Genomic DNA, 24,589 nt, shown 5'->3' with positions numbered 1-24,589 from the left:
TTTTACCCTCTCATTTCCATTTTTAAACATAAAGAAAGGGTGCAGGCTGCACCCTCTGAATATTTACTGCATTATTTGAATTCCTTTTCGCCAAATAAATGCGGAACTTTCACTTTTTTCCCTTTTTTATGATTGAAATCAGGTTTTTTAGCTTCGATTTTTGCTTGGTCATAGACAGCTGTGCCGACAATTTCAGCAACATCTTGAAGCTTTTCTTTTGAGATTTTATCAATGGTATCATCAGGAGTATGATACCAAGGTTCTGATGGACTGTGGATGAATAAAGCAGCGGGTATTCCAGCCTCAGCAAATGACACATGGTCACTTCTCCCGCCTTGTCCATATGGAGTCGGCTCACCATTCAGTCTTGTACTTGATGCCTGGGCCAGCTCGGTTACAAGGTTCATTTCTCCATCATTAGTCAAAATGACCAAATCTCCGGCATCCCTGCTTCCCACCATATCCAGATTGAAGTTGGCAATGGTCCGCTTGATATCATCATCAGGGAGATTGTCCACATAATGCTGCGAACCCAACAATCCATTTTCCTCTGCCCCAAAGGTGACGAAGCGAATTTCCGTATCTGTAGGAAGATTCTTCAGAACACGGGCAAGTTCAAGGGTGACGGATGTTCCAGATGCATCATCATTCGCTCCGGGTGCCCCCGCGACGGAATCATGATGTCCGGTAATATAAATGATATCGCTCTTTTTTGCTTTATTGTTCTTTGTTGCTTTTTTCGTTGCCACTACATTATAAGAGGTTTTTTCTCCGGAATAGGCACCTTCTATTTTTAATGATGCTGTCAATTTGACTCCATCATTCAATTTTTCCAAAAGGGCTTCTCCATCCTTTTTGGTGATCGTGACGGATGGTATAAACTTGTCATTATCCTCTCCGAGTGTCCCGTTTAATTCCCCATCTGCATTATTGAATAGGATGACTCCCGCTGCCCCTTTTTCCGCTGCATTCAATACTTTCTCTGCAAAAGTGAGGTTCCCTCTTTGTATAAGGGCAATCTTCCCTGCAACATCGGTTTGCTCAAGCTCTTCTTTTGTTCCTAAACCGGCATATACCACTTCACCGGACAGGTCCCCATTAACTGAATAGGTTAAATGATTCGCTTGGATTTCCCCATCAAATCCGGCAACGGACAGCTCGACCAGATTTGGGTCTGTATAAGATAAAAAACTGAACTCTTCGATATCGGCTTTATAGCCATAAGATCGGAATTGCTTTTTGATGAATTGGACGGCTTTATACTCAGTTTCCGTACCGGCCACCCGAGGTGTTTGTGAGAGGTATTCAATATTCTTGTAGATTTTATCGGCATCGATTCTTTTAATGACTTGCTTGTCCATGGATGGCGCTGATAGCACCGGCGATGAAAGTGGCGCTGATAATGCGGTGGTTGTCCCGGCTGTCCCGAGTGTCAATACTGTGATTAATGTTAACGACAGAAATTGTTTTTTCATAGAATGCCTCCCAGTTTAATAGTTTCACCCACGATTTTACAATATATAGAAATTACTAACTAGGTAGGTTTATCCCTATTCATGCATGTCTAAAGTACCGAAATTACAAATACAAGAAATTACCAAGCTATTTGACCTGCATCAAAAGACCTTATCCATTCAATATTTTGTCATATTATATAAAAATACCTGTAATCCAAACAGGATTTTCGCACTTTTTCGGGAAAATAATACAGAAGATATTGAATTTTTACAGGGAGAAGGCGCAAAGATGTCGATAACTAAATTCGTGATGCCGGAAGTGATTTTCGGTAAAGGCTCGATTGAACAAGCTGGCGAGGCCTGCTTGCGGCTGGGTGCCAAAAAGGCGCTGATCGTAAGCGACTCCGGGGTGGCCAATGCTGGCTGGTTGGATAAAGTCATTGAATCCTGCCAAGATGCAGGCCTTGCTTTTGCTACCTTCATTGAAATGACAACCAATCCGAAGGACAGGGAGATCGAAGCCGGCTGTTTGACATTTAAAGAACAAGAATGTGATGCCATCATCGGTTTGGGCGGAGGCAGTGCTTTGGATGTTGCCAAAGGGGTAGCCCTTTTAGTAACGAATGGCGGCATCATCAGTGATTATGAAGGTGTTGATAAAGTCCACTCTCCCCTCCCTCCCATGGTGATGATCATGACCACTGCAGGATCGGGTTCGGAAGTATCCCAGTTTTCGGTGATCGTCGATTCATTCCGCGAGAAAAAAATGACGATCATTTCAAAATCACTCGTCCCCGATATTGCAATAGTCGATCCTGCTACCTTAACCACCTTGGGACCGGATTTGACCGCAGCTACCGGAATGGATGTGTTAACCCACGCCATTGAAGCCTATGTTTCAATCGCTGCGACACCTTTGACCGATGTACAAGCTAAAAACGCGCTTTCGATCGTTTCCCGCCACTTACGCCCCTCTGTTGCATCCAGGCATAATGAGGAAGCAAAAAAAGCGATGGCGATGGCGAGCCTGCAGGCTGGACTGGCTTTTTCGAATGCCATTTTGGGAGCTGCTCATGCCATTTCACATGCCATAGGCGGCAAGTACCTCCTTCCGCATGGTGAAATCAATGCGATACTCCTTCCCCATGTCATGGATTTCAATCGAATTGCCTCACCAAGGCGATTCAGCGAGATTGCAAACATCATGGGCATCGATACACGGGCATTGACGGAGCAGCAAGCAGGAATGGCTGCCATTCACTTCGTAAGGGAATTATCCCGGGATATAGGGGCTCCCAAGAGTTTAAGTGATGTCGGCATTACGAAAGAAATGATAGATCCCATAGGGATGACCGCTCTTGAGGATGCCTGCATGATCACAAACCCCCGTGATATGTCATTAGAACAGATTAATCAGCTGCTTCTTACAGCCCTATAAGAGGTGAAAAGCATGAACAAACATGAATTGATAGATTTAATGACAGGCGTTAAATCTTCAAAAAAAACGTATTACACGGAACTTAAGAAAACCGTGGATCAGCTGAAGAAGAAGAATATGCAGCTTGAAATCATGAATGACATCACAAAAAATATGAATATGGAAATCGACATCCAAGAGATTCTCCGAAATGTTATTGAAAAACTTAAGCAGCTCATTACCTTCGATGACAGTCATTTTGTCATATTGTATGAGGAAGAACCTGCCCTGCTTCACATCTGCCCTAATGGTCACTGCGATCTTGAAATGGATCCCAAAAACCTGTTACACCCTTTTCAGGAATTCTCATCGGCCTTGAAAGAAAAGCAGCCGATTCAGGTGGAAGTTAACCAGTTACCGGACTTCCCAGAAAAGGATCGTCTATTATCCCTTGAGATCGAATCACTTCTATTAGTCCCTTTATACGGAAAAAGTAAAAAAATCGGAATTTGGACTTTCGGCAGGAAGAAAAAGAAAACATGGCAGGAAGATGAACTCGAATTTCTTGAGCAACTATCCAATCAGCTTGCGTTAACTTTGGAGAATGCCCAGCTTTATAAGGAAGTTCTTCATTCCAAACAGGAGTGGGAGGATACATTCAAGGCAGTTGAAGATATGATCATCGTCTTCGATCACAAAGGAACGGTCTATCAATCCAATGATTCAGCCAGGGGCTTTTCCAACTTGGTTCCTTTAATTGAAAAATCACAAAATCTGATTCAAGATACCTTTTCATTTAATAAGCCAGGGTTTCAGGAAATACTCCTTCAGCATGATACCATCTTGGAAATGCATGCTTACCCGATTCAGAATAAGGAGCATCAAGTATATGGGGTCATTGCTTATTATAAAAATGTCACCGAAAGAAGACAGATGGAAGTCCAGCTATTACATGCCGGTAAACTTGGGGCGATTGGTGAAATGGCAGCTGGGATTGCCCATGAGTTGAACAGCCCATTAACGGCCATTCTTGGTAACTCGCAAATTTTATTACGGAAAACCCCACAGGACAATCCGGATTATATGCTATTGGACGACATTAAGATTTGCGGGGACCGATGCAGGCAAATCGTGAAAAGCCTGCTTACCTTTTCTAGGCAGGATGAGTATAGGTTCCACTATTACTCTATTAACGAAGCCATTCACCAGGTTCTGAACCTATTGAAGTTCCAACTTGGGAAGAAGCAAATCTCCCTCCATCTTAGCCTTCAGGAAGACCTTCCTTTCATAAAGGGCAGCCAGCCGCAGATCGAACAGATCATCATCAACTTGCTATTGAATGCCAAGGACGCATTGGATGAGTCTGCGCAAACGGAAAAATCGATTTCGATCGCTACCTATTCAGAAAACAAGTTCATGGTGGTTCAGGTGACTGATAACGGAACGGGGATTGAACAAGAACGCCTTCCCTTCATATTCCATCCCTTTCATACGACTAAAGACCGTGAAAAGGGAACAGGTTTGGGGCTGTCTGTAAGCCTTGGCATCGCCAAGGACCATGGCGGAAAGATCGACGTTTTGAGCACACCAGGACATGGAAGCACTTTTTTTCTGAGGCTTCCTATACAAGGAGAGGAAAGGGGATGATAAGGTGATTCATTTACTTGTGGTAGACGATGAGAAAGAGGTTGGTACTTTTCTATCCCGCCTTTTTACGATGAAAGGTTACCTCGTACAAGTTGTGAATAGCGGGAAGGAGTTTCATGAAATCGACTGGAATCAGCAGCGTTTTGATGTCGCAATGATAGATTTGAAGCTTCCGGATTGCGATGGACTTTCCCTCCTGCAGCATCTAAAACGACTTCAGCCGCGTTGCAAGGTACTGATCATGACCGGATACAGCACCGTCAAGACCGCTGTTGATGCCATGAAACTCGGCGCGAGTGATTACATGGAAAAACCCTTCGTGGATATTGAAGTACTGGAAAGGCAGATTGACAACCTATTGAATGAAAATGAAGCTTTGAACCAGCATTTCATCCATAAGCTTGCCGAGGATTCAGGACTCATTGTCGGTGAAAGTCCTTTAATGAAGAATTTGATTGAAACGGCCTTCAAGGTTGCCCAAAAATCCGTCAATGTATTAATCGAAGGAGAAACCGGAAGCGGGAAAGAAGTGCTTTCACGCTTCATCCACATAGCCAGCCCCCGAAACCATGAACCTTTTATCGGCATCAATTGCGGAGCGATCTCTGAATCCCTGCTTGAAAGCGAATTATTCGGTCATGAAAAGGGCGCTTTCACCGGAGCGACCCAGCTGCGAAAGGGTTTTTTCGAAATTGCTGGGAACGGGACGCTTTTCCTTGATGAAGTTGCGGATGCAAGTCCGGCCATTCAAGTCAAATTGCTTCGGGTTTTGGAAACGCGGGAATTCATGCGGGTTGGCAGCAGCGTGACATTACGGACGAACGCCCGGTTAGTGGCGGCCTCCAATGAAAACCTGCAAAAGGCAGTGGACAAGAATAAATTTCGGGAAGACCTATTTTACCGACTGAACGTCGTGACTCTGGATATCCCGCCATTAAGGAGCCGAAAAGAGGATATTCCGTTGCTTGTCCGACACTTGGTTGAGAGAAATGGTCATGGAGATATCTCATTTTCCAATGAAGCCATTGAAAAATTACAGCAATACAACTGGCCAGGCAACATACGCGAACTATCTAATGTGGTCTTGCGCACGCTAACTCTTGCAGACAATAAGTCAGTAATAACCGCCAATGATATCTCACTATCCAACAGCCAGATCACACCTGACAAAAATGTGTCACCTGAGATACAGTCAACAGAAAACCTTCTTGAAGAGTGGCGAAAAAGGCTGGTGGCTGATTTTAATGAGAAGGATGAACTGATGCTTGAAGAAATCCTTACGGAAATCAAACAGCTTCAATCAACAATTGGAAAGGAGCTCGTCATGCAGGCACTGCAAAAAACCTACGGCAACCGGAATGAAGCTGCCAAACGCTTGCAAATATCCATAAGGAAATTGCGCTATATATTAAATGAGAAGAGCCAGACATAATAAAAAGGAGGATGCCCCGTTCCAGGGCTTCCTCCTCTGTTCCTATTCTAGCGTCAAAACGATGCGGCCGTTGATTTCTCCGTTTTCCATCATTGAAAACACGTCATTGATTTCATCAAGCTTTCTTGTTTCAATATTCGTTCTGACTTTACCCTCAGCCGCAAATTGAACAGCTTCCTGTAAATCTTTTCTCGTCCCGACGATGGACCCTTTTACAGTCACCCCATTTAACACTGTATCAAAAATCGGGATTGGAAGTTCATCATTCGGCAATCCGACTACGACAAGTGTGCCGCCTCTCTTGACTGAACTGTAAGCCTGTTCGAATGCTTTTTTCGTAACCGCCACAGAAATGGATGCCTGCACGCCGCCAACCTTATCCTTAATGGCCTGTACAGGATCGGTCTTAAGCCCATTAACCGTGTAATCCGCCCCAAGTTCCGTTGCCAGATCAAGCTTATCATCTTGAATATCGACAGCAATGACATTAAAGCCCATCGCTTTTGCGTATTGCAGGGCAACATGTCCCAATCCGCCAATTCCATAAATCGCTACCCAATCGCCAGGTTTTGCTTCTGATACCTTAAGCGCCTTATAAGTCGTTACACCTGCACAGAAAATCGGTGATACCTCCGCAAAGTCAAGCCCTTCAGGAACCTTCACCACATACTTGGCTGGTGCTTTACAATACTCCGCATACCCGCCGTCCACGGAATAGCCTGCATTCAATTGATCCAGGCAAAGCGTTTCCCTGCCGGTCAGACAATATTCACAATCGCCGCAGGCCGAATAAAGCCAAGGGATCCCAACACGGTCACCCACTTTCAAGGAAGTTACGCCTTCCGCCACCTTTTCTATAATGCCCACACCCTCATGTCCCGGGATAAGCGGAAGCTTGGGTTTTACCGGCCAATCACCATGTGCAGCATGTAAATCGGTATGACACACGCCACAGGCTTTAATTTTCACTAATATCTCACCATATTCCAATTCCGGAATCGGTACTTCCTTAATCTCAAGTTTTTGGTTAAATTCATTGACGACCGCCGCTTTCATTGTCTTGACCTGTTGTTTTGCATTTACAGTGCTTTCCCCTTGTTTTACATTCATGATTACTATTCCTCCCTTAATCTAGTGAATATTATTTCTTGCTACTACTTATACAAGATGCAAGTGCCATGCCACTGCAAAAAGGCCAAGACGACAGCATTCACAAAAAAAAGTGCCGAAAGATCGGCCCATTTGGACGAATTAACGGCTCAAGTTGGACGAAATCCGGTTTGTATATTGCAGGAAAAATGGTTCACCCTATAAATAGGAGGTGCCTAAAACATGGACAAATTTGAAGAAGCCTATGAGTCATATAAACAGCAGGGAACACCGCAAGCAAACCAAAGTGATTCAGCAGCAGGAAAAGAAGAAATCATCGCCGTAAGGAAAAATGAAGAGGACAATATTATCGCCATCAAAACGAACTCCGGCCGCGAACACGACTACCCCTCAGCCCTTGCGGAAGCCAAAGCTGGCAACCTGGCCAACGTTGACGTCTTTCATAAATATGGACGTGACATATTACGGAGTGAGCCCGATGGGATAAAAGAAAATAACCTGGATCAACTGCCGGAGTTTTGAATTTTTCGGGGAGACTGCCTGATACGGGCAGTTTTTTTCTATCTGGATGCGCAAAAAAAAGAACCAGCATGATTAGCCGGATCTTATTTTTCATAAGGATAGGATTCAGAGATTTCGAGCAGTCGGCCGCAGGACTCGACAACCTCGATGATTTCCATCCATGACATGTCCAGACCCAGTTCATTAGCATGGGAAATCTTATCCCGTAATTTTCGGATGGCATTCGCATCCTTCTTCCCTTTACTTTTCGAAGGGATTTGGAAGAAGTGCCTCAATTCTTTATCTTTATGTATAATATCGAATTTATCACTGATTTGCAGGCACTCTATTATATTGATATCCTCATTTTTATCGATTCTCCTTTTATATAATTCGGTTGCCTTTTCTAAACGGTCTTCGCTGATCATTGGATACCAGCTGCCATCGCCGAATCTATCAAGGATGATATCGCTCATCCTCATTTCCAATAAGGTAATATATCCAAATATCAGCATCCTGATCGGAGGCTTTTGGAGGTCGGCATGGGTAATCAACATTTTAATTGAATTATTCTCTAATACGAACACCCTTGTCTTATTCTTAAAAATATGGAGAAGCTGGATCAAAGGGGTTGAATTCGAAACCATTTCCCTTGGTGAGAAGTTTCTCATATATTCAGAAATACTTCCCTCACCTAGTTCTTGCCTTTCTATATATCCGATGATTTCCCCTTGATCTTGGACTGCCAATATATCAAAATTCTTTTTTTTCATTGCTTTCTGGATATCCAGCGCCAGATCGTTTTTATGGCAAAACTCAAGTTCCTGGGCAATGCTCTTAACCGTTATATTTTCTTCATAAAGAGTTTTAAGACTCAGATAGCTGCTATTGCTTTTTCTTTCGCTTCCATTTAACATCTTTCAACCTCCGATCAGGAACACTTTCTGCCCGTTTTCCGCTTTAATAATAGAAATGAATGCGGCCCCAAATAAAGTTCACTTTAGTGGACTCCATCCCATTCATCAAATGCCATCAACTGCATTTCCTGCTGCCGTTTCCACATTCCCCTTTTCTTCCCACCCCTTACAAACATCCACCCAATCCTTGGCACCTGAATATTCAAATAATTCAGCGAGTGTAAGTTCTATTGCAGAGTTGGAACTGCCGCAAGCCGGAAACAATGACTCGAAGCGCTTCATCGATACATCAAGAAAAACAGCTAAATCGTTTGCCAGGCCAAACGGGCAAACGCCTCCGATTGCATGGCCGGTCTGTGCAAGCACTTCATCAGGTGAAAGCATTCGTGCCTTGAAACCGAACGTCTGACGAAATTTCTTATTATCCACTTTCGCGTCCCCTGCGGCAACGACCAAAATCGCGTGTTCACCTTCCCCTTTAAAGGAAAGGGTCTTGGCAATCCGCGCTGGGATAACACCGATGGTTTCCGCTGCCTCAATCACCGTGGCACTAGATGTTTCGAACTCCTTTACGTCGCCTTCCCGATTCCATTGTTTAAAATGGCTTTTGACACTTTCGATCGACATATTAATATTCACTCCTTTTTATGTACATATTGAAATAATATCATCCTTCATTGCAATAATTCAAAATCCAATTGTGCTGCTTCATCTGATTGGAAACCTATAAATTAAAACCATTCTTTACAAATTGACGAAACAAGCTTACATGGGCTACTATTAAACATCGGGTAAACGCCTGCACGTGGTTCGTAACCATCCCACGATAAAAAACTAGGGAGAGAGTAAAATGAATGTTCGTACACTCGTGATAAACGGGTTATTGGCTGCCTTGTATGTGGCGGTCTCATTGGTGTTTAAACCAATAGCTTTTGAGATGTTCCAATTCCGTGTACCGGAAATGTTGAATCATCTGATTGTATTCAATAAAAAGTATATCTACGGTATCGTTGGAGGAGTCTTCATATCGAATCTGCTCTTTTCGCCGATGGTGCCATATGATTTGATTTTTGGGGTGGGCCAATCCCTGCTCGCCTTATTGCTTGTCATTTATGTGTCTCGTTTCATAAAAGGCATTAAAGGACGTATGGTCGCTACGATTATCTTTTTCACGTTCACAATGTTTTTAATTGCAATTGAACTGAACCTTGCCTTTGGCTTGCCATTCTGGCTAAGCTGGATGACTACAGCTGTCGGTGAGTTCGTTGTCCTTTTGATTGGAGCGCCAATCATTTATGGAATGAACAAAAGAATTCAGTTTGAAAAGTGGCTTTAAAAGGAATCTCCGGGCCGTTAAGCCACTATAATGGAAAAGAGCTGTCTGCATGATGCGGCAGCTCTTTTTTTTCACCATTGAACTCGAAAATGATAAACTATTAGTAAGAATGGTGGTGGCCCTTTGAAAAAAGTCCTGACCATAATCGGTCTACTTGTAATCGCAAATTTTATATACTCTAATGCAGAACTGTTCACTTTGGTTTGGAAAAGTGATTTGGATTCTGTTATTGGCATATTGAAGGAAAATCTTTTGCTTACATTTATTGTGACATTCGTATTGATGTTTGTACAAAATTCTTTTACAATCATCCCCTTAATTTTGCTCCTAACCATCAATGTCACGATATTCGGATTCATATATGGCTATCTATGGAGTTGGTTTACAAGTGTTGTTGCCTCAGGATTCATTTTTTATGCAGCAAGAAACTGGTTTCAGGAGCTTCTTTTAAAGAAGATTGGTGAAAAGTGGCAAGAATCTGTAGTGGAGCATGGCTTCATGTACGTGTTTACAGGCAGGATTTTCCCGCTTATCCCCACAAGCTTAATTAACTTGGCAGCCGGAGTCAGCACCGTCACTTTCAAAGACTTTTTATTGGCGACGGCACTTGGCAACCTTATATACTTTTTCTTCCTATCACTGATTCCCTATGGACTGCTATCTGTTGAAATGAACCAATATACGCTAGCTGCTCTTGCACTCCTCTTCTTACTATTCTTCATGATCTATAAGCGTGCAAAAAAGAAGAAGAAACTAACCCTCTTCAGAAAAAACAGGTGACCACATTGGCCCCTGTTTTTTTATTTAGAGATTCTGCATATATTTTTTTCCGATAGTTTGTTAAAATGTGTATGTATTTTTACCTTTGAAATGTCTTAAAAACAGGGAGAATCTCCATGTCCAAACGCTCCATCTTAGCAATATATATCCTATCCGGGATTCTTACATTAGTCGTATTCGACTATTTTTTAACTACAAATATCCATAATAAAGAGGTCTTCATTCAACTCCAAAGGGCGGAAGGCATTGTTTTCCTTTTATCAATAGGCTTAATTCTATATCTTTATTTAGCTAAAAAGGAAGAATTCAAACGATTAAAAGAGGCGGAACAACGTCGGCGCACACTCATCAATTCAATGGTGGATTTCGTTAATTTCAAGGATGGGGATGGCCGATGGCTTGAATCCAATACCTTCGGGCTGCAATTATTTCAATTGGAGCATGTAGATTATAAGGGAAAAAGAGACAGTGAGCTCGCAGAATACACCGAATTTTATAAAGAATCGTTGATCTACTGTGAAATTTCCGATGAAGAAACGTGGGTAAAGGGGGAAATTACTAGGTGCGAGGAAATCATCCCTCTTCCCGATGGCAATCACAAGACCTTTGATACGATTAAAGTTCCCCTGTTCAATGAAGATGGTTCACGTAAAGGCTTAGTCGTCATTGGCAGGGATATATCTGAAAGAGTTGTCGCGGAGAATCAATTATTTGATAGCGAACAACGCTATAAATCATTGTTTGAGCACAACCCTTATCCGATGCTGATGCTTGATTTAAATGGAATGATCACGACCGTGAATCCAAGGTTTGAAACGGTAACAGGCTTTCAACAGGAAGAAATACATGGCGCTTCATTCATTAATTTGAATTTTTCAGCAGAAGACGCGGAATTGATCCGTACATCATGCCAATATGTCATGGAAAACCAAAAGGGGATCAAAAAAGGGAAAGATATAGAATTCCTGACGAAGTACGGGAAGTCCATCTTACTTTCTTGTACGTTTGTCCCGATGATGGTTGGCGAGGATTTAGTCGGAATCATTACTTATGCTAAAGAAGTCACTCAAATTCGAGAAACCGAAGCACGCTTAAGAAGAACCGAAAAATTATCGATAGTCGGCGAACTTGCCGCAAGTGTAGCCCACGAGGTACGAAATCCGCTGACTTCTTTAAAAGGTTTCGTCCAACTGCTTAAAAAGAGCGACCATCCCTTTGAACAATACTACACGATCATGTTAAGTGAATTGGACCGGATCAATCTTATTGTAAGCGAGTTACTCGTTCTGGCAAAACCACAGGAACTTCCATTCAGCAAACATCAAATCATCGACCTGATGAATGATGTCAAAACCTTGTTGAAACCAGAGGCGGACTCGTACCCCACCAAAATATCAATATCTGTCAAAAATGAAATACCGCTTCTATTATGTGAGGGAAATCAATTAAAACAAGTTTTCATAAACATGCTCAAGAATTCCATGGAGGCATCCGCCGACCACATTTGGATTGATTTTGAACGAATGAACAATAACCTTTCCATCACCATCAAAGATAACGGTAGCGGAATAGAAAAAAACCGCATAAAACATCTTGGAGAGCCTTTCTATTCTTCAAAAGAAAAAGGAACCGGATTAGGACTGACAGTCAGTTGCCGAATCATTGAGGCGCATCGGGGAAAGGTCCGGTTTAACAGTGAACTGAACCAAGGAACCGAGGTCCAAATCATTTTGCCCATATAAATATGAACTTCGAGGACAAGCCTGAACCTTGTCCTTTTTTTGCAGGATTCAAAACCATCCTATTTTACCAGAGAGTGAAGAATTCCTTTATATTCCCAAAGAATGAAACCGTCTCAACAGGTTGTTTCCCATTAGTCTGGCCTCCTGAATCATTGGATGTTTCGCTCACCGTCATACCAGCTGTACTCGTTTGCGCTGCCTCAACTTCCACCTCTTTTGTTTTGACATCATCCACGGTTCCTTCCTCATCCATTTCAACATCCATGTCCTTTTCGAAAACAAGGACGTAAGTACGACGCTCCCCATCCTTTGAAACGGTAACGGAAATGGCCGTTTTCGCTTTATCCTTGATCTTCACTTTTGCACTGCTCGCACCGTCATATTCAATCGTTGCTCCGCTGGCATTTGTCGTTGCATTCAATTCGACTGAAGAAATATCATTATCGACCTCTATATGATAGGTATGCTCATTAGATTCAAAAGATTTGTTCCATACGCCGGATGATACCGTCAGGCTGTTCAACACTGGTCTATTATTGCCTTCTTCGCCTAAAGAATCTGCGGACGTTACTTTCTCAATAGAATCCGTTTTCACTTTTTGTGCTGAAATACTTTCAATTTGCTGTGCATTCGTTACTTCACTGACACCACTGCTTGGCTTTTGATTATTGGAGGATTCCGCTGATGTTAAAGATGTTTTACTCCCCTTATCCGAGGATTCTGCTGATGATAAAGAAGATTTATTCCCCTTACCCGTGGAAGGTTGGGCTTTACTCGTTCCTGTTGAGGGGGCCTTTTGAACTTCATCCTCTTTTGGAGCAGCTTTCGATTCCTTTTCCTTTGCTACGGCTGCAGCCCGTGTAATCGTGAGTGTATATGTTTTTTCATCACGATTTTCCGCTGTAACGGTTATCTTCACCGTTGTCTTACCGACTGGAAGGGTAACCTTTACACCTGCACTGGTTGCATCCTTTCCATTTACCTTTACAATTGCCTTACTGTCACTCAATGTCGGAGTTACCGTAACCGACTGGACTTCATTTTCAACTGAAGCATGATAAGCTGTCACCTTAGAATCGAATGTTAATGAGCCTTTTGATAATCCAATCGATGTTAAAAGGTTATCATCACTTTCATGTTTTTCGACCTTGAGAGTATAGGTAACGGTTTCATTTTCCCCATCGCTGACGGTGATTACAAACGTATTCATGCCAGTTTGAAGAGTTAAATCCTTCAATTTACCATCCGTCATTTTGACACCATTCACATATATGGCTGCATTCTCGTTAGGGCTTGCTGCAAGCAAGGTGATCTTTTCCACATCATTCCCCACTGTTGAACTATAGTTGTGTACGTCTTCTGTAAACTTTTGATCCAGTTCTATACCCTCTATCTCTAGCTTTAAAAGACTATTTACCGTTTGTGCCTCTTCCAAAATGACAGAAGTGCCTTCCGCAGCTTCTGTCGCTGGCATATAAGTGGATGTTCCCATCCCTACAAGGGAACCAACCAAGATCACCTTCACACTTGTTTCTTTTAATCCCTTCTTCATCAAAACCTATCCCTCCAAATTCCTTAAACATGATAGGCTCAGATTACTAAAGGAACCTTAATTATTTCTTAATGGAGTTTATATCAAAAGGAGGATGCCTATTTGGTATAAACTCAAAGTGGAATTCCCACCACTTATTTATGGCTATACTGGAATGGAAGGCAAAACTAAAACTTATTGTTCTCATTTTCTAGCGAACCTCTTAAACTGCCTTTAGATAACTAAATTATTTTCACTGTTTTTTCACATTTTCCTTTTATAATGGGCTTACATAATCGGATGAAAGGATGATGGCACACCAAGATGAAAAAATATTTATGGCTGATAGTCAGCCTATTCAGTTTGCTTTTATACCCGGCAATGGCTTCTGGGCATGCTACAGTAATCAGCTCTAATCCTAGCCCGAATGAAGCGATGGATACTCTTCCTGAAAAGATCACCATTCAATTCAGCGAGAATATACAACCAGCTTTTCATTCGCTTGAGGTATTCAGCCAAGATGGAGACAAAATTCAAACTCAAGACAGTACAATCTCTGAACAGAGTGAAAAAATACTGGAAGCTAAGTGGAAGGGCACGATCGATGAAGGGATTTACTATATTAAATGGAGAGTGGTTTCGAGTGATGGCCATCCTATTGAAGGAACTATCCCCTTTCAATTCGGAGATTCGGCAGGCCTATCAGATCAAAATAAATCCGAAGTGAATGAAAGTTTTCCGAATTCCATCAACGTTATTCTGCAAAGTCTACAATACATATGCTTCGCTGCCCTTACCGGAATCCTTTTTTTCAGATTATCGCTAATGAAGGATTCCCGACTTTTTGAAGCCAGCAGAAGAACCCGTCTATACCTTTGGCTTTCATATGCTGGTTTAGCATTTTCCATCTTCTGCAGCCTGCCTTTAAGAGTTACGATCGATGCTGGCGTAGGTTGGACCGATGCATTTAATGTTAGTTATATAAAGGAAGTATTGAATGCTACAAACTTTGGGACGATCTGGATCTTGGAAATTCTAATATTGCTCCTTCTATTTTTAGTAATTTATTTCATGCTCGAGAACTCAATGAATAAATCACTACCTTTCATTTCATTCATCATAATTGCCAGCTTGATGATTTGTAAGGCATTCACCGGACATACAGCAGCCGTTCCTAATCAGGCTCTGGCCGTTTTGATGGATTTCCTTCATTTATTTTCCATGGCTTTATGGCTCGGCGGCCTTATGGCCATATTGGTGATTTTGCCTGGGCTTGCAGATCGGCAGGCAGTCCAACAAGATAAGAAAACCTTTTACTGGTCGATCATTCAAAGGTTTTCCAAATGGGCATTTCTGTTTGTAATCATCCTGATTATTAGCGGAATATATAGCAGTTTACAGCATGTGCCAACTATCCATTCAATGTTTAACACAACATATGGCCAATTGTTACTAGCGAAAATCGGTCTCATGTTAATCATGATCGTTTTAGGCGGCTTTCATTTTCTCAGAGGGAAAAAGCAAACGAAAAAACTTGGTTATAGTGTGGGAATGGAGTTTGGTTTAGGAATCGTCATCCTTCTCGTTGCAGCTTTATTAACAAATGTCCAAACTGCCATGTCTTCTCCGGGCCCCATTGAAAAAACGTTACGGACTGATGAAAATAACGAGGTTACATTAATGGTGACGCCCAATGAAGTCGGGGATAACATGATTCAAGTAAATCTATCCAATGAAGGCAAGCCAATTGCTGAAATAGAGCAGCTTACGATCACGATGCAGCCATTGGATACGCCACGCGGTGAAATAAAGCTGCAAATGAAGGAGAAAAACACAGGGACATTTACATCAAAGTCTATATTAACCATGCCAGGAAAGTGGAATATCCATGTTCATGGATTGACTGAAAGCCTGGATTCAATCAATGCTGATTTTATAATTTTCATAGGGAATTCATAATAGGAGGGATTTATAAAAATGAAAAACATTTCAAAGCTACTTATTTTTACATTTGCTGCATTATTCATTTTTTCCGGTTCAGCATATGCTCACGTTTCGGTCAAGCCAAGTTCATCTGCACCTGAGGCGTGGGAAACTTATACAATTAAAGTACCCGTAGAAAAAGAAACTGCCACTACAAAGGTGACTTTAAAAGTACCTGAAGGGGTTACTTTTGAAAGCTATCAGCCTGTACCGGGATGGAAAGTAACGACAGAAGGTGACAAAGATGGGCATGTAAAAACGGTAACTTGGGCAGCAACTGACAAAGGAATAGCTGCTGGACAATTCCAGCAATTCTCTTTCGTAGCACAAAATCCTAAAGAAGAAACGAAAGTTGCCTGGGATGCATTTCAATATTACGAAGATGGTGAAATCGTTGAATGGAGCGGTGAAGAAGGCTCAGACCTACCGCATTCTGTAACGGAAATCACGGTTGCACCCAAGGCTGATGCTGAACCTGCGGACCATGGTCACGAAGATGAAGCTGACATTAATGATTCCACGACACCTGACAATTCAAAGGATGCAGCAACAACAGAAGGTGATGGCAACCAAACGCTGGTCATTACCCTGGCTGTCATATCATTAATTCTTTCCATTGTAGCCCTTTTTGCAGCTCTAAGGAAAAATAAAAAATAATCATTATGGAAGGTGCCCCAAAAATTTCCTGGGGCACCTTTTTTCTCTACTATTCCATGACCACCGATTTACTCGGTAACTTTAGATTTTCTGATTCTATCGTAATCTTAATCGATTTTTCAGCTCTTTGTTCCGTAATCGTTAAGTTAAGCAGTCCATTTCCCTGCGCTTTTTTGCTTATTCCCAGATCTTCCGTACTTTTCACCAGCTGTGCATATAATTCCGCTTCAGTTAAATTGCGCTCAAATTCTTTTTCAGCAATCACTTTCAAGAGAGCTGCCGCACCGCTTACATGAGGCGTAGCCATTGAAGTTCCGCTCAACCTGGCATATTTATTTCCTGGATACGTAGAGAGAATATCAACCCCTGGCGCCACCAAGTCAATTTCATCATTTGTATTTGAAAAATCCGCTAAATTTCTGCTTAAATCCACAGCCCCCACTTCCACTACCTCGGGATATGCTCCTGGATAATCCAATTCATCCGTTTCATGACGCCCATCACCGCTATTTCCAGCTGCACAAACAACAAGGATATCGTTCTGAAGGGCCTTTTGAATGAGTTTGTGTTCAGTCTCATCGGGAGGTCCGCCAAGCGAAAGTGAAATAACCGAAACCTTTTCTTCATTTGGCCCCCGCCAATTGATGGCATACTCTAGAGCACCATTAATCCAATCAATGTCGCCTTGTCCTTGACCATTCAGGGCCTTTAACGCTAATATACTTGCCTTCGGAGCCACTCCCACTACACCAGCATTATTAATGGCAGCAACAACCGTACCGCTAACATGTGTCCCATGTCCGTTATCATCTTGATAATCCCCGGTATTGGTAAAATCCTTCCCGCCAATGATTCTTTCCTTGAGGTCTGGATGTCCCTTGTCTATGCCTGTATCGATGACGGCAACTACCACGCCCTCACCATAACTGCTTTTTTCCCAAATTGCCGGTGCTTTCACAAGCTCGACACCCTCAGGAATCTTCTCTTTCACCGTTTCCATTACTTCAAGAACTTTGTAAGGTATTAATCTTTTTTCTCTTGTCATTTGATTACCCCTTCCTTCGTTCAATAAGTTAAACTGCCATCAGTGTAGGGATTTTCATCCCGTCTGGTTGCCGTCTACCGTTGAAAGAGATGAGATCAAAAAACTCTTCTCTCTTATATATACCAGATTTATGAAAATAAAAAAGAAGTTTTCGGAAAATTCCGTCTAAATAACTAGTTTTTATTTCTTTTTGTGTTATTATCTGGTACTCTTATTATAGAACAAATGTTCGTTTTATGCTACACTTTTTTCTCATTTTTTTCCCAAGCACGCTCTTTTCCAATAAAAAAGAAGCGACTCCGAATCGAGTCAGCTTCCAAGATGTTAAGCTGCACCGCAGCATTTTTTGTATTTTTTCCCGCTTCCGCATGGACAAGGCTCATTTCTGCCAATGACCGGTTCTGCATGAACATGCGGCATTTTAGCTGCCTTTGCACTTTCCGTGATAATTTGCGTGCCTTTTTCCTTCATTTGCTGATACCGCTGTTTAAATAACTCCATTACATCTTTACTGTACTTCAGCGTATCTTCCGCGATATCCATCGCCTTTTGCTTCGAAATATTATAATCCTCCAGGACGAATTGATTATCCCCGAAAGAAACCCTCACTCCAAAATGCTGTCCCGCCTGTTTATTGCCTTTAAGCTCCTCAACGAATTCAAGGTATACTTCCTGGCAATCACAAGTCTGATGCATGCAATAATAATCATATATCCAATACGATTTATCTTCGTATTTACTTTTTAAAGCAATGCCATCCTCAACGCCAAATACATCCAAATATTTTATCGCTTTTCCATCGAGTATCTCAAATGGATCAATCGTTCTCATCTATAGACACATCCTAATTCATCAAAATTTATTCTTCCTTTGTATTGTACAACCTAATTCACCAATCGTCACTTGAAACGAAGCCTGACAAAGTCAAATCCCTTTCAGTAAAAGTATAATTAAAGAAGCCAATAAAAAAAGCTGCATCAGTGTCTATAAACTGATGCAGCCCCTAATCCTAATCCTCATCCGATCCATGTGGTCAATTCGTCAATCGGTGTTTTCTTAGCAGGTTTCGGCTCCATGTCAGGATAACCCAAGTATATGAAAGCCAATACCTCTCCCTTAGAGGATAAATTGAAAAATTCACGGACTTTGTCATGATAAGTTATTTTCCCCGTTCTCCATACTGCTCCCAAACCTAGAGAATGTGCTGCAAGAAGCATATTTTGGATGGCACTGTTCACAGCCGCATATTCTTCTGCGACGAGGACATTATTCTTATCACTAGGCTCTATGCCCACCGCGATGATGACTGGAGCCCTTAATGGATTCTTTTTTTGCCTTTCGAGCTTGCTGATTAAACTTTCAGGGGTATCATCAGCATTTTCGATTCTTGTTATTTCTTCGAATACCTGCCCAAGTTTATTTCTTCCTTCCCCTGTCAAAACAAAAAAACGCCAAGGCTCCGTCCGATGATGATTAGGTGCATATGTTCCGGCTTCAATGATTTGCTCGATCATTTCTTTAGGAACCGGATCTTGCTTAACGATTCCAATGCTTCTTCTCGTTTTTATAGCCTCGATAGTCTCCATGTTATCTCCCCTTATCCCTTTATCTCTAATAGTTTCTGCTTCAGTTCATTTTCCATTGACGCCAATTCCTGTTCAGCTTGACGGCGTTTATGCCTGCCTTCTTCTTGGATCCGCATGGTCTCCTCAAGCGTGGATATCAAGTTAGCTTGAGTTTTCTTTAATGTTTCGATATCGACAAGTCCGCGCTCATTTTCTTTTGCGGTTTCAATGGTATTCGTTTTCAGCATCTCGGAGTTCTTCAATAATAAGTCATTTGTAGTCTTGGAAACCTGTTTTTGGGCTTCTACAGCATGCCTTTGCCTGATTAGGGTCAGTGCAATCGCAACCTGGTTTTTCCAAAGTGGGATGGCTGTCATGATCGAAGATTGGATTTTTTCGACTAGTGCCTGATTTGTGTTTTGGATCAGCCTGATCTGCGGTGCGCTTTGAATCGTGATTTCACGGCTCAACTTCAAATCATGAAGCCTTTTATCCAACCGTTCAGCAAATTGCAGCATATCATTTACTTCTTGAAACTTCATTTGATCATTACTTGATTCAGCGGACTTCCTTAGCTCCGGAATCGTTTTCTCATGGATTTCTTCGAGCTTGATTTCCCCAGCTGCAATATAGACATTCAATGCCTGGAAATATTCCTTATTCGTTTCATATAGCTTTTCGAGAATTACGATATCCGATAACAGGATATTCTTGCTCCGATCGAGTTTTACGCTGATACGGTCGATTTGGGCACCGGTTTTTTGATACTTGGATAGCACCTCCTGTACAGATCCCGAGAGCTTCCCGAACATACGCGCAAAAAATGAGGGCTTATCCGGTTTTAACTCATCCGGGCTGAGTTCGTTTAACTTTTTCATTAAATCATTGATAATGCTCCCCACTTCACCCACATCTTTTTTCTGGACATGCTCAAGCATGGAATTAGAAAAGGTCAGGAGCTTTGATTGGGCGGGTGTACCATAGGATATCATTGCCTGATGATTCGTTGGGTCGATTTGTTCGGCAAGCTGATAAGCTTTGGCCCTGTTCTCTTCAGGAATGACATCAATCAGTTTAAGCGGTTTCGCTTCCTGGGAAGATACTTTCTCAAGCTCCTGCACCCCATCAAATGGATTGGCTAAAAGGTCATCGATCAAACTGGCGTTATTCGTTTTATTCAACAGGTTTGGATCATTGTTATTCATTTTAACCTCCTGCTTTCATCAATTACTTGTGACTCTTTTCTAGTTTTAATGGATTGCTTAGCAACATCCAATTCGAAGTTAAGGTCATCGATATCATCGGCAATCACTTTATATAAATCCTTTTCTATCGTATTAGTAAGTTCCTTTAAAGTTTTACGAGTCTCCGTTAAGGAAAGTTCAAGTTCCCTATTCTTTTTTGGCTGCTGTGCTAGAAAAACATATTTCTCCGCAAGCTCCATGGCAGAATCCAGATGCGAGTAATAAAACTGTTCCGCTTGATAAAACCGCTTCGGTTCTTTTTTTGTCAGACTGTATATTTTCCTGATCATTTTAATCATCTCTTTCCTCTGTTTAAAAGAAGAGATATGCCTGACCGAGATTAGTGCTTTTTGCACCCTCCATATCTTTGGTTTTGCTTCAATTAAATTTTTCTTTATATATTGATATTCTTTTCTCGTCAATTCATGTTTTTTGAGGTATCTTGATGAAAAATATACGGAACTCAGCCAGTATGCAAGTACCCCTCCTGCTAAAGATATGACAACGGACAGGGCAAACGGTTGATTCAATACGAAATAGCTAATTATCCAAACCGGCAAAACCATTGGAAATGCAATCAATATTGGAACAAAATCAGCAACAAATCGATTCATTATCATTACACTCCTGACTTACACTCTTTTCTTTATATACGGATTATCCTTGGAATTGGTTTCAAGATGAAAAAAAGAATTTCTCCTACCCTAAACGATATATGAACCGGATCGTTTCTGCAAATTTATTGAAATTTTTTCTGTGAGTTCCCTCTTCTTCCCATTCATATGGGCTAACGCCTAGTCACTTCACCGGAACTGACATAAGTTATAGGGTATCCATCCTGATTTTAAAAAGGAGAGTTGACCATGAATTCATACGGATTTTATCCTTATCCACAACAAAACGGAAATCATCAGTACTTTGAACCAAATTTTAACCCATACTTCCAACAGCCTGAACGATTTGATTATATGCCACAGCAAGATTGGAACTTTCAGCAGGTACAAGAAAATCCATATAGCCAGGTGCCAGACCAATTCGATATTGAAAGGCAGCCTCAACAACTTGAAAGAAGAATCCGGGAACTTGAGCGTCAAAACGAGCGTCAAACGAGGGAACTCAATCGGCAGAACCAAGAAATCACGCGGATAAATCGTGAAGTGAACCGCATTAACCAGGAAATCACCAGGCTAAGTCAAGCGGACCAGCGACATACGAATAGGTTAAACAGACTGAATCAAAGACTTCGGGCCGTGGAAAGAAACCTTAACATCCCCTTCACCGCAACAGATGATGGTTTTTAATGAAGGAAATAGCAGGAGCTCATTGTGAGCTCCCGCTTTTTGCTTTGAGATTTAATCAAACGATTGATTAATCTTTAAAGGTTCAACAAACCCTTGTCCAGGGTTACATAGCTTTACGATTTTCACTATTTGTCATATACACAATTGTTTTCGCCGCCTTAAATATGAATCCTGCTACTTGCTTTAAAAAAGTAGTTACACAATACTGATCTGCAGAATAAAAAATAGGAATCTGCCATATTCCCGCGGAATTCATCAAGTTATTTATAAGAAAATGGCTGTTTTCACATACTTTGTTGCTATTTACCAAGTAGTGAGGTGTGGTTGATTTCCCCTCCAGATGCTCGCTTTCCGCTCCAATCAACCTTAGATAGTTTCGTTTTAAAAACAACAACCTTTACGAAAAGAGCCAAGAAAATAAAAGAGCAGGAGTCTTATTTACACTCCTGCTCTTTCTAATTTACAACATGAACCGTTTCAACTTTTCGTTTCTAGATTCCTGTTCCTCCTGGGTAGACAAGTCATACTTCTTCAATAGATGAAAAAGTTCATTCAATGTTTCCTGCGAATTCCCTTTTTCAAGATATCGATCTAATGTTTGACTCAATTGTGTTGGTAAAAATGCCTTTTGGCTCTCAAATTTTAGCCTGACATCTTGCTGCGAATGATTAAGATTGCATACACCCATTTAAAAATTCACCTCTTACTTGATTTTACCATTGTATTATAGACATTATCTTGTCAATTCTTCATCCTGCTTATAGTATTCCTCTACCTTGATGAATTCCGGCGAGGTATGTGTGGCCATGATGCCATGATAACTGATATCCAACCCAAGTTCTTCTTCTTCTTCAGTCGATCTTATCGGCAGCCAAACCTTTATAACTTTAAAAACAAGCCAAGTCACTGAAAAGCCCCAGATGCATAACACCACTAATCCTAATATTTGAACTCCGAGCAAATGCCATCCTCCGCCGGCAAACAATCCGTTTTCAGTGGAGAAAAGCCCTACCGCTAGCGTCCCCCACATTCCTGATGCCGCATGAACAGGAAAGGCACCGACCGGATCATCGATTTTCCGGACTTCCAACCAATTTGTCGCAGCTAACATCAACATTCCAGAAACTGCTCCAATCAGCAACGCCGCCAGATCACTAACGAATGCACATCCAGCCGTAATCCCGACAAGACCAGCAAGTGAGCCATTGATGACGGAAGGTGCATCCGAGCGTCCATATCTAAACAGTGTATAAAGCAGGGTAACCGCTCCCCCTGATGCAGCTGAGAGCATCGTGACAATGGCAATATGTCCAATTCGGACATCTGTAGCTTGCAAGGTGCTTCCTGCATTAAATCCAAACCAGCCAAACCATAAAAGGAATGCTCCGACAGATGCCAAGGGGAGATTACTCGGCAGCGAAATGGAGCTGGTCCCCCTTGAAGTGAATTTACCTGCTCTCGGCCCGATAACAATGGCAGCCGCAAGTGCTGAAAAACCGCCTAGTGCATGAATGACAGCAGACCCTGCGAAGTCCTGCATGCCCATCCTACTTAACCATCCGCCACCCCATACCCAGTGACCGGCAATCGGATAGATGAATGCTGTCATCATTACGACAAAAATAAGATACGCCCGAAAATTGATCCTTTCCGCAACTGCTCCCGAAACGATGGAAATGACGGCGATGACGAATGCCCCTTGAAATAACCAATATGCATCCATGGAAATCGTAAGGTCGATGTGCGACAAATCACCTTTCAGCAGAAAGCCACTTGCCCCGATGATTCCAAATACATCCTTTCCATACATTAAGCCAAAACCAACGACGAAATAGCAAAGCGTTCCGATCGTAATATCGGTAAAAACCTTCATGATGATGTTCACATTATTTTTCGTACGGACGAACCCTGCCTCCAATAAGGCAAACCCGCCCTCCATCAATAGTATCATGGCTGCTGTAAGAACCACCCAAATCGTATCCAAGCCTGCGTTTAACGTTTCTAGAGTCATCTCGTCGTTCCCTCCGCTTTCTGCCAGGCCATTATTTCTTTAATGATGTCTGATGGCAAATTCATTTCCCTTTTTTCTGGTTCAGCCTCAAGTAAACCGATCACCTCATCTAAAAAAGCGACCCGCTGTTTTATTCTCTCGATTTGTTTATATCTATCTTTCACATTCACCAAATGTTCAACCGCCTGGTGATGACTTGGGGCACGCCCTGTAAAAAAACGTTTAAATGGTGACAGTGATTGATACCAAGCTTCCTCAGCTCGTCGTTTTTGCTCATATTTATGAATTTTACCTTTGATCGATTCAATTTCCGACTCCTGTTTGCTTTTGTGGAATAGCAGTCCTTTCATCACTTCTTCAGATGAAATTTCAATAACAACCCTACTATATAAATCGTCCATAATATAAATGTCATATCACCTCACGTAACAACGTTATGTTTTCTACAATTATATTTAAAATTCTGAATTCGGTCAATGATTAAACAATAAAAACGAGTCGCACAACGAAAAAGGAGGATTAAAACAATGAATTCTGCCTGTTTCCTTTCCATTAATCAAACGTTTGATTAATGGAAGAAGCTAAGTGATTTCAATCATGGATATATTTAGAAGGTATGTATATTCAATTTTTCCTCACTCTAATAAGGCAGTTAAAAACTAGGGGGTTCATATATGACAGTTATAAACGATGTCAAAACAACTATAGCAGGGTTAAAAAGCGCTCAAGCGAGCTTTGAAACTTTCGCCCTTTCAACAGATAATGAGCAAGCCAAACAATTGTACCAACAAGCTGCCCAACAAACACAAACGATTGTCGACAGCATCACTCCTCGCATAGAAGAGATTCAAAACGAGGAACCTCAATATAAACAATGATCATCCATATAAAAAAGGTTGGTTAAAGCAACCAG

23 protein-coding genes, 1 pseudogene and 1 riboswitch are annotated in these 24,589 nt (G+C 41.7%); of the genes and pseudogenes, 11 read left to right on the top strand and 13 right to left on the bottom strand.

Annotated features, from left to right (window positions below; genetic code table 11):
- Window positions 1-71: 71 nt before the first annotated feature.
- The gene (locus tag ACJ9PY_RS02490) at window positions 72-1,475 is read right to left on the bottom strand and encodes a M28 family peptidase (protein WP_411739430.1); all 1,404 of its coding nucleotides are present in this window, start codon (window positions 1,473-1,475) and stop codon (window positions 72-74) included.
- A 271-nt stretch (window positions 1,476-1,746) separates the two neighbouring features.
- Between ACJ9PY_RS02490 and ACJ9PY_RS02485 the strand changes: the two genes are divergently transcribed.
- Genes ACJ9PY_RS02485 through ACJ9PY_RS02475 form a run of 3 tightly spaced genes read left to right on the top strand, consistent with a single transcriptional unit; the run spans window position 1,747 to window position 5,953 of the window.
- Complete coding sequence (locus ACJ9PY_RS02485) at window positions 1,747-2,895, top strand: iron-containing alcohol dehydrogenase (protein WP_098865703.1); 1,149 nt, start codon at window positions 1,747-1,749, stop codon at window positions 2,893-2,895.
- Window positions 2,896-2,907: 12 nt separating this feature from the next.
- On the top strand, window positions 2,908-4,521 hold the full coding sequence (locus ACJ9PY_RS02480; RefSeq protein WP_063577500.1) for a sensor histidine kinase: 1,614 nt from the start codon (window positions 2,908-2,910) through the stop codon (window positions 4,519-4,521).
- Between the two features lie 4 nt (window positions 4,522-4,525).
- Entirely contained in the window at window positions 4,526-5,953 is a 1,428-nt protein-coding gene (locus tag ACJ9PY_RS02475; RefSeq protein WP_063577501.1) for a sigma-54-dependent transcriptional regulator, read from the top strand.
- Window positions 5,954-5,995: 42 nt separating this feature from the next.
- Here ACJ9PY_RS02475 and adhP read toward each other — a convergent pair whose 3' ends face one another.
- Window positions 5,996-7,009 (bottom strand): alcohol dehydrogenase AdhP, encoded by a 1,014-nt coding sequence (gene adhP, locus ACJ9PY_RS02470; RefSeq protein ID WP_034306567.1) that lies wholly within the window; start codon window positions 7,007-7,009, stop codon window positions 5,996-5,998.
- Between the two features lie 276 nt (window positions 7,010-7,285).
- On the opposite strand from adhP, the gene ACJ9PY_RS02465 reads away from it, so the two are divergent.
- Complete coding sequence (locus ACJ9PY_RS02465) at window positions 7,286-7,585, top strand: DUF3892 domain-containing protein (protein ID WP_411739429.1); 300 nt, start codon at window positions 7,286-7,288, stop codon at window positions 7,583-7,585.
- An 83-nt stretch (window positions 7,586-7,668) separates the two neighbouring features.
- Here ACJ9PY_RS02465 and ACJ9PY_RS02460 read toward each other — a convergent pair whose 3' ends face one another.
- Together ACJ9PY_RS02460 and ACJ9PY_RS02455 are read right to left on the bottom strand one after the other, a co-directional pair.
- Window positions 7,669-8,481: a hypothetical protein gene (locus ACJ9PY_RS02460; protein WP_057278518.1), complete on the bottom strand. Its 813-nt coding sequence runs from the start codon at window positions 8,479-8,481 to the stop codon at window positions 7,669-7,671.
- Window positions 8,482-8,586: 105 nt separating this feature from the next.
- Entirely contained in the window at window positions 8,587-9,108 is a 522-nt protein-coding gene (locus tag ACJ9PY_RS02455) for a YbaK/EbsC family protein (protein WP_063595345.1), read from the bottom strand.
- Between the two features lie 172 nt (window positions 9,109-9,280).
- Window positions 9,281-9,325: riboswitch (PreQ1 riboswitch) on the top strand.
- Between the two features lie 6 nt (window positions 9,326-9,331).
- On the opposite strand from ACJ9PY_RS02455, the gene ACJ9PY_RS02450 reads away from it, so the two are divergent.
- The 3 genes from ACJ9PY_RS02450 to ACJ9PY_RS02440 all read left to right on the top strand — a co-directional run bounded on the left by ACJ9PY_RS02450 (window position 9,332) and on the right by ACJ9PY_RS02440 (window position 12,339).
- Window positions 9,332-9,817 carry a QueT transporter family protein gene (locus tag ACJ9PY_RS02450; protein ID WP_034306030.1) on the top strand — a complete coding sequence of 162 codons (486 nt, stop codon included), beginning with the start codon at window positions 9,332-9,334 and terminating at the stop codon, window positions 9,815-9,817.
- Window positions 9,818-9,940: 123 nt separating this feature from the next.
- Window positions 9,941-10,597, top strand: coding sequence for a TVP38/TMEM64 family protein (locus tag ACJ9PY_RS02445; protein WP_411739428.1), 657 nt, complete (start codon window positions 9,941-9,943; stop codon window positions 10,595-10,597).
- Between the two features lie 116 nt (window positions 10,598-10,713).
- Window positions 10,714-12,339, top strand: a complete 1,626-nt coding sequence (locus tag ACJ9PY_RS02440; RefSeq protein WP_057278515.1) for a PAS domain-containing sensor histidine kinase — start codon at window positions 10,714-10,716, stop codon at window positions 12,337-12,339.
- A 64-nt stretch (window positions 12,340-12,403) separates the two neighbouring features.
- Here ACJ9PY_RS02440 and ACJ9PY_RS02435 read toward each other — a convergent pair whose 3' ends face one another.
- Window positions 12,404-13,891, bottom strand: a complete 1,488-nt coding sequence (locus ACJ9PY_RS02435; protein WP_411740225.1) for a cadherin-like beta sandwich domain-containing protein — start codon at window positions 13,889-13,891, stop codon at window positions 12,404-12,406.
- Between the two features lie 303 nt (window positions 13,892-14,194).
- Between ACJ9PY_RS02435 and ACJ9PY_RS02430 the strand changes: the two genes are divergently transcribed.
- Both ACJ9PY_RS02430 and ACJ9PY_RS02425 read left to right on the top strand, forming a co-directional pair.
- Window positions 14,195-15,829 (top strand): copper resistance CopC/CopD family protein, encoded by a 1,635-nt coding sequence (locus ACJ9PY_RS02430; protein WP_411739427.1) that lies wholly within the window; start codon window positions 14,195-14,197, stop codon window positions 15,827-15,829.
- Window positions 15,830-15,847: 18 nt separating this feature from the next.
- Window positions 15,848-16,510 carry a YcnI family protein gene (locus ACJ9PY_RS02425; protein ID WP_411739426.1) on the top strand — a complete coding sequence of 221 codons (663 nt, stop codon included), beginning with the start codon at window positions 15,848-15,850 and terminating at the stop codon, window positions 16,508-16,510.
- A 49-nt stretch (window positions 16,511-16,559) separates the two neighbouring features.
- Here ACJ9PY_RS02425 and ACJ9PY_RS02420 read toward each other — a convergent pair whose 3' ends face one another.
- From ACJ9PY_RS02420 to ACJ9PY_RS02400, 5 genes and pseudogenes are all read right to left on the bottom strand, one after another.
- Window positions 16,560-17,555 (bottom strand): S8 family peptidase, encoded by a 996-nt coding sequence (locus ACJ9PY_RS02420; RefSeq protein WP_057278511.1) that lies wholly within the window; start codon window positions 17,553-17,555, stop codon window positions 16,560-16,562.
- Between the two features lie 324 nt (window positions 17,556-17,879).
- Window positions 17,880-17,957: pseudogene (locus ACJ9PY_RS02415) on the bottom strand (SEC-C metal-binding domain-containing protein); the annotation flags it as partial.
- Between the two features lie 614 nt (window positions 17,958-18,571).
- Complete coding sequence (locus tag ACJ9PY_RS02410) at window positions 18,572-19,141, bottom strand: nitroreductase (RefSeq protein ID WP_048686185.1); 570 nt, start codon at window positions 19,139-19,141, stop codon at window positions 18,572-18,574.
- An 11-nt stretch (window positions 19,142-19,152) separates the two neighbouring features.
- A complete protein-coding gene (locus ACJ9PY_RS02405) occupies window positions 19,153-20,325 on the bottom strand; it encodes a toxic anion resistance protein (protein ID WP_411739425.1) in 1,173 nt (390 codons plus the stop codon).
- Window positions 20,322-20,978 carry a 5-bromo-4-chloroindolyl phosphate hydrolysis family protein gene (locus tag ACJ9PY_RS02400; protein WP_411739424.1) on the bottom strand — a complete coding sequence of 219 codons (657 nt, stop codon included), beginning with the start codon at window positions 20,976-20,978 and terminating at the stop codon, window positions 20,322-20,324. Before ACJ9PY_RS02400 ends, ACJ9PY_RS02405 begins: the two co-directional genes overlap by 4 nt.
- A gap of 354 nt (window positions 20,979-21,332) precedes the next feature.
- Here ACJ9PY_RS02400 and ACJ9PY_RS02395 point away from each other — a divergent pair, with 354 nt between their 5' ends.
- On the top strand, window positions 21,333-21,665 hold the full coding sequence (locus ACJ9PY_RS02395; RefSeq protein WP_034306570.1) for a hypothetical protein: 333 nt from the start codon (window positions 21,333-21,335) through the stop codon (window positions 21,663-21,665).
- 460 nt (window positions 21,666-22,125) lie between these two features.
- On the opposite strand, the gene ACJ9PY_RS02390 is transcribed toward ACJ9PY_RS02395, so the two are convergent.
- The 3 genes from ACJ9PY_RS02390 to ACJ9PY_RS02380 are packed head-to-tail and all read right to left on the bottom strand — an operon-like array spanning window position 22,126 to window position 24,077.
- Window positions 22,126-22,353 carry a hypothetical protein gene (locus ACJ9PY_RS02390; protein ID WP_411739423.1) on the bottom strand — a complete coding sequence of 76 codons (228 nt, stop codon included), beginning with the start codon at window positions 22,351-22,353 and terminating at the stop codon, window positions 22,126-22,128.
- A 45-nt stretch (window positions 22,354-22,398) separates the two neighbouring features.
- Window positions 22,399-23,676, bottom strand: a complete 1,278-nt coding sequence (locus ACJ9PY_RS02385; RefSeq protein WP_411739422.1) for an ammonium transporter — start codon at window positions 23,674-23,676, stop codon at window positions 22,399-22,401.
- Window positions 23,673-24,077 (bottom strand): hypothetical protein, encoded by a 405-nt coding sequence (locus tag ACJ9PY_RS02380; RefSeq protein WP_411739421.1) that lies wholly within the window; start codon window positions 24,075-24,077, stop codon window positions 23,673-23,675. Before ACJ9PY_RS02380 ends, ACJ9PY_RS02385 begins: the two co-directional genes overlap by 4 nt.
- Window positions 24,078-24,350: 273 nt before the next feature.
- Here ACJ9PY_RS02380 and ACJ9PY_RS02375 point away from each other — a divergent pair, with 273 nt between their 5' ends.
- Window positions 24,351-24,554 (top strand): DUF1657 domain-containing protein, encoded by a 204-nt coding sequence (locus ACJ9PY_RS02375; protein ID WP_057278507.1) that lies wholly within the window; start codon window positions 24,351-24,353, stop codon window positions 24,552-24,554.
- Window positions 24,555-24,589 lie beyond the last annotated feature (35 nt).

Source organism: Peribacillus sp. S4 (assembly GCF_046715815.1).
In the GTDB taxonomy this organism is placed as follows: Bacteria; Bacillota; Bacilli; order Bacillales; family DSM-1321; genus Peribacillus; species Peribacillus frigoritolerans.
This window is presented reverse-complemented; position numbering and strand designations above follow the sequence as displayed.

Bases quoted from the DNA above. Each gene is read 5' to 3' on its own strand.
- ACJ9PY_RS02490 (WP_411739430.1), bottom strand. From the start codon at position 1,475: ATGAAAAAACAATTTCTGTCGTTAACATTAATCACAGTATTGACACTC.
- ACJ9PY_RS02485 (WP_098865703.1), top strand. From the start codon at position 1,747: ATGTCGATAACTAAATTCGTGATGCCGGAAGTGATTTTCGGTAAAGGC.
- ACJ9PY_RS02480 (WP_063577500.1), top strand. From the start codon at position 2,908: ATGAACAAACATGAATTGATAGATTTAATGACAGGCGTTAAATCTTCA.
- adhP (WP_034306567.1), bottom strand. From the start codon at position 7,009: ATGAAAGCGGCGGTCGTCAATGAATTTAACCAAAAACTTGAGATTAAG.
- ACJ9PY_RS02465 (WP_411739429.1), top strand. From the start codon at position 7,286: ATGGACAAATTTGAAGAAGCCTATGAGTCATATAAACAGCAGGGAACA.
- ACJ9PY_RS02460 (WP_057278518.1), bottom strand. From the start codon at position 8,481: ATGTTAAATGGAAGCGAAAGAAAAAGCAATAGCAGCTATCTGAGTCTT.
- ACJ9PY_RS02455 (WP_063595345.1), bottom strand. From the start codon at position 9,108: ATGTCGATCGAAAGTGTCAAAAGCCATTTTAAACAATGGAATCGGGAA.
- ACJ9PY_RS02450 (WP_034306030.1), top strand. From the start codon at position 9,332: ATGAATGTTCGTACACTCGTGATAAACGGGTTATTGGCTGCCTTGTAT.
- ACJ9PY_RS02440 (WP_057278515.1), top strand. From the start codon at position 10,714: ATGTCCAAACGCTCCATCTTAGCAATATATATCCTATCCGGGATTCTT.
- ACJ9PY_RS02435 (WP_411740225.1), bottom strand. From the start codon at position 13,891: ATGAAGAAGGGATTAAAAGAAACAAGTGTGAAGGTGATCTTGGTTGGT.
- ACJ9PY_RS02430 (WP_411739427.1), top strand. From the start codon at position 14,195: ATGAAAAAATATTTATGGCTGATAGTCAGCCTATTCAGTTTGCTTTTA.
- ACJ9PY_RS02425 (WP_411739426.1), top strand. From the start codon at position 15,848: ATGAAAAACATTTCAAAGCTACTTATTTTTACATTTGCTGCATTATTC.
- ACJ9PY_RS02420 (WP_057278511.1), bottom strand. From the start codon at position 17,555: ATGACAAGAGAAAAAAGATTAATACCTTACAAAGTTCTTGAAGTAATG.
- ACJ9PY_RS02410 (WP_048686185.1), bottom strand. From the start codon at position 19,141: ATGGAGACTATCGAGGCTATAAAAACGAGAAGAAGCATTGGAATCGTT.
- ACJ9PY_RS02405 (WP_411739425.1), bottom strand. From the start codon at position 20,325: ATGAATAACAATGATCCAAACCTGTTGAATAAAACGAATAACGCCAGT.
- ACJ9PY_RS02400 (WP_411739424.1), bottom strand. From the start codon at position 20,978: ATGAATCGATTTGTTGCTGATTTTGTTCCAATATTGATTGCATTTCCA.
- ACJ9PY_RS02395 (WP_034306570.1), top strand. From the start codon at position 21,333: ATGCCACAGCAAGATTGGAACTTTCAGCAGGTACAAGAAAATCCATAT.
- ACJ9PY_RS02390 (WP_411739423.1), bottom strand. From the start codon at position 22,353: ATGGGTGTATGCAATCTTAATCATTCGCAGCAAGATGTCAGGCTAAAA.
- ACJ9PY_RS02385 (WP_411739422.1), bottom strand. From the start codon at position 23,676: ATGACTCTAGAAACGTTAAACGCAGGCTTGGATACGATTTGGGTGGTT.
- ACJ9PY_RS02380 (WP_411739421.1), bottom strand. From the start codon at position 24,077: ATGGACGATTTATATAGTAGGGTTGTTATTGAAATTTCATCTGAAGAA.
- ACJ9PY_RS02375 (WP_057278507.1), top strand. From the start codon at position 24,351: ATGACAGTTATAAACGATGTCAAAACAACTATAGCAGGGTTAAAAAGC.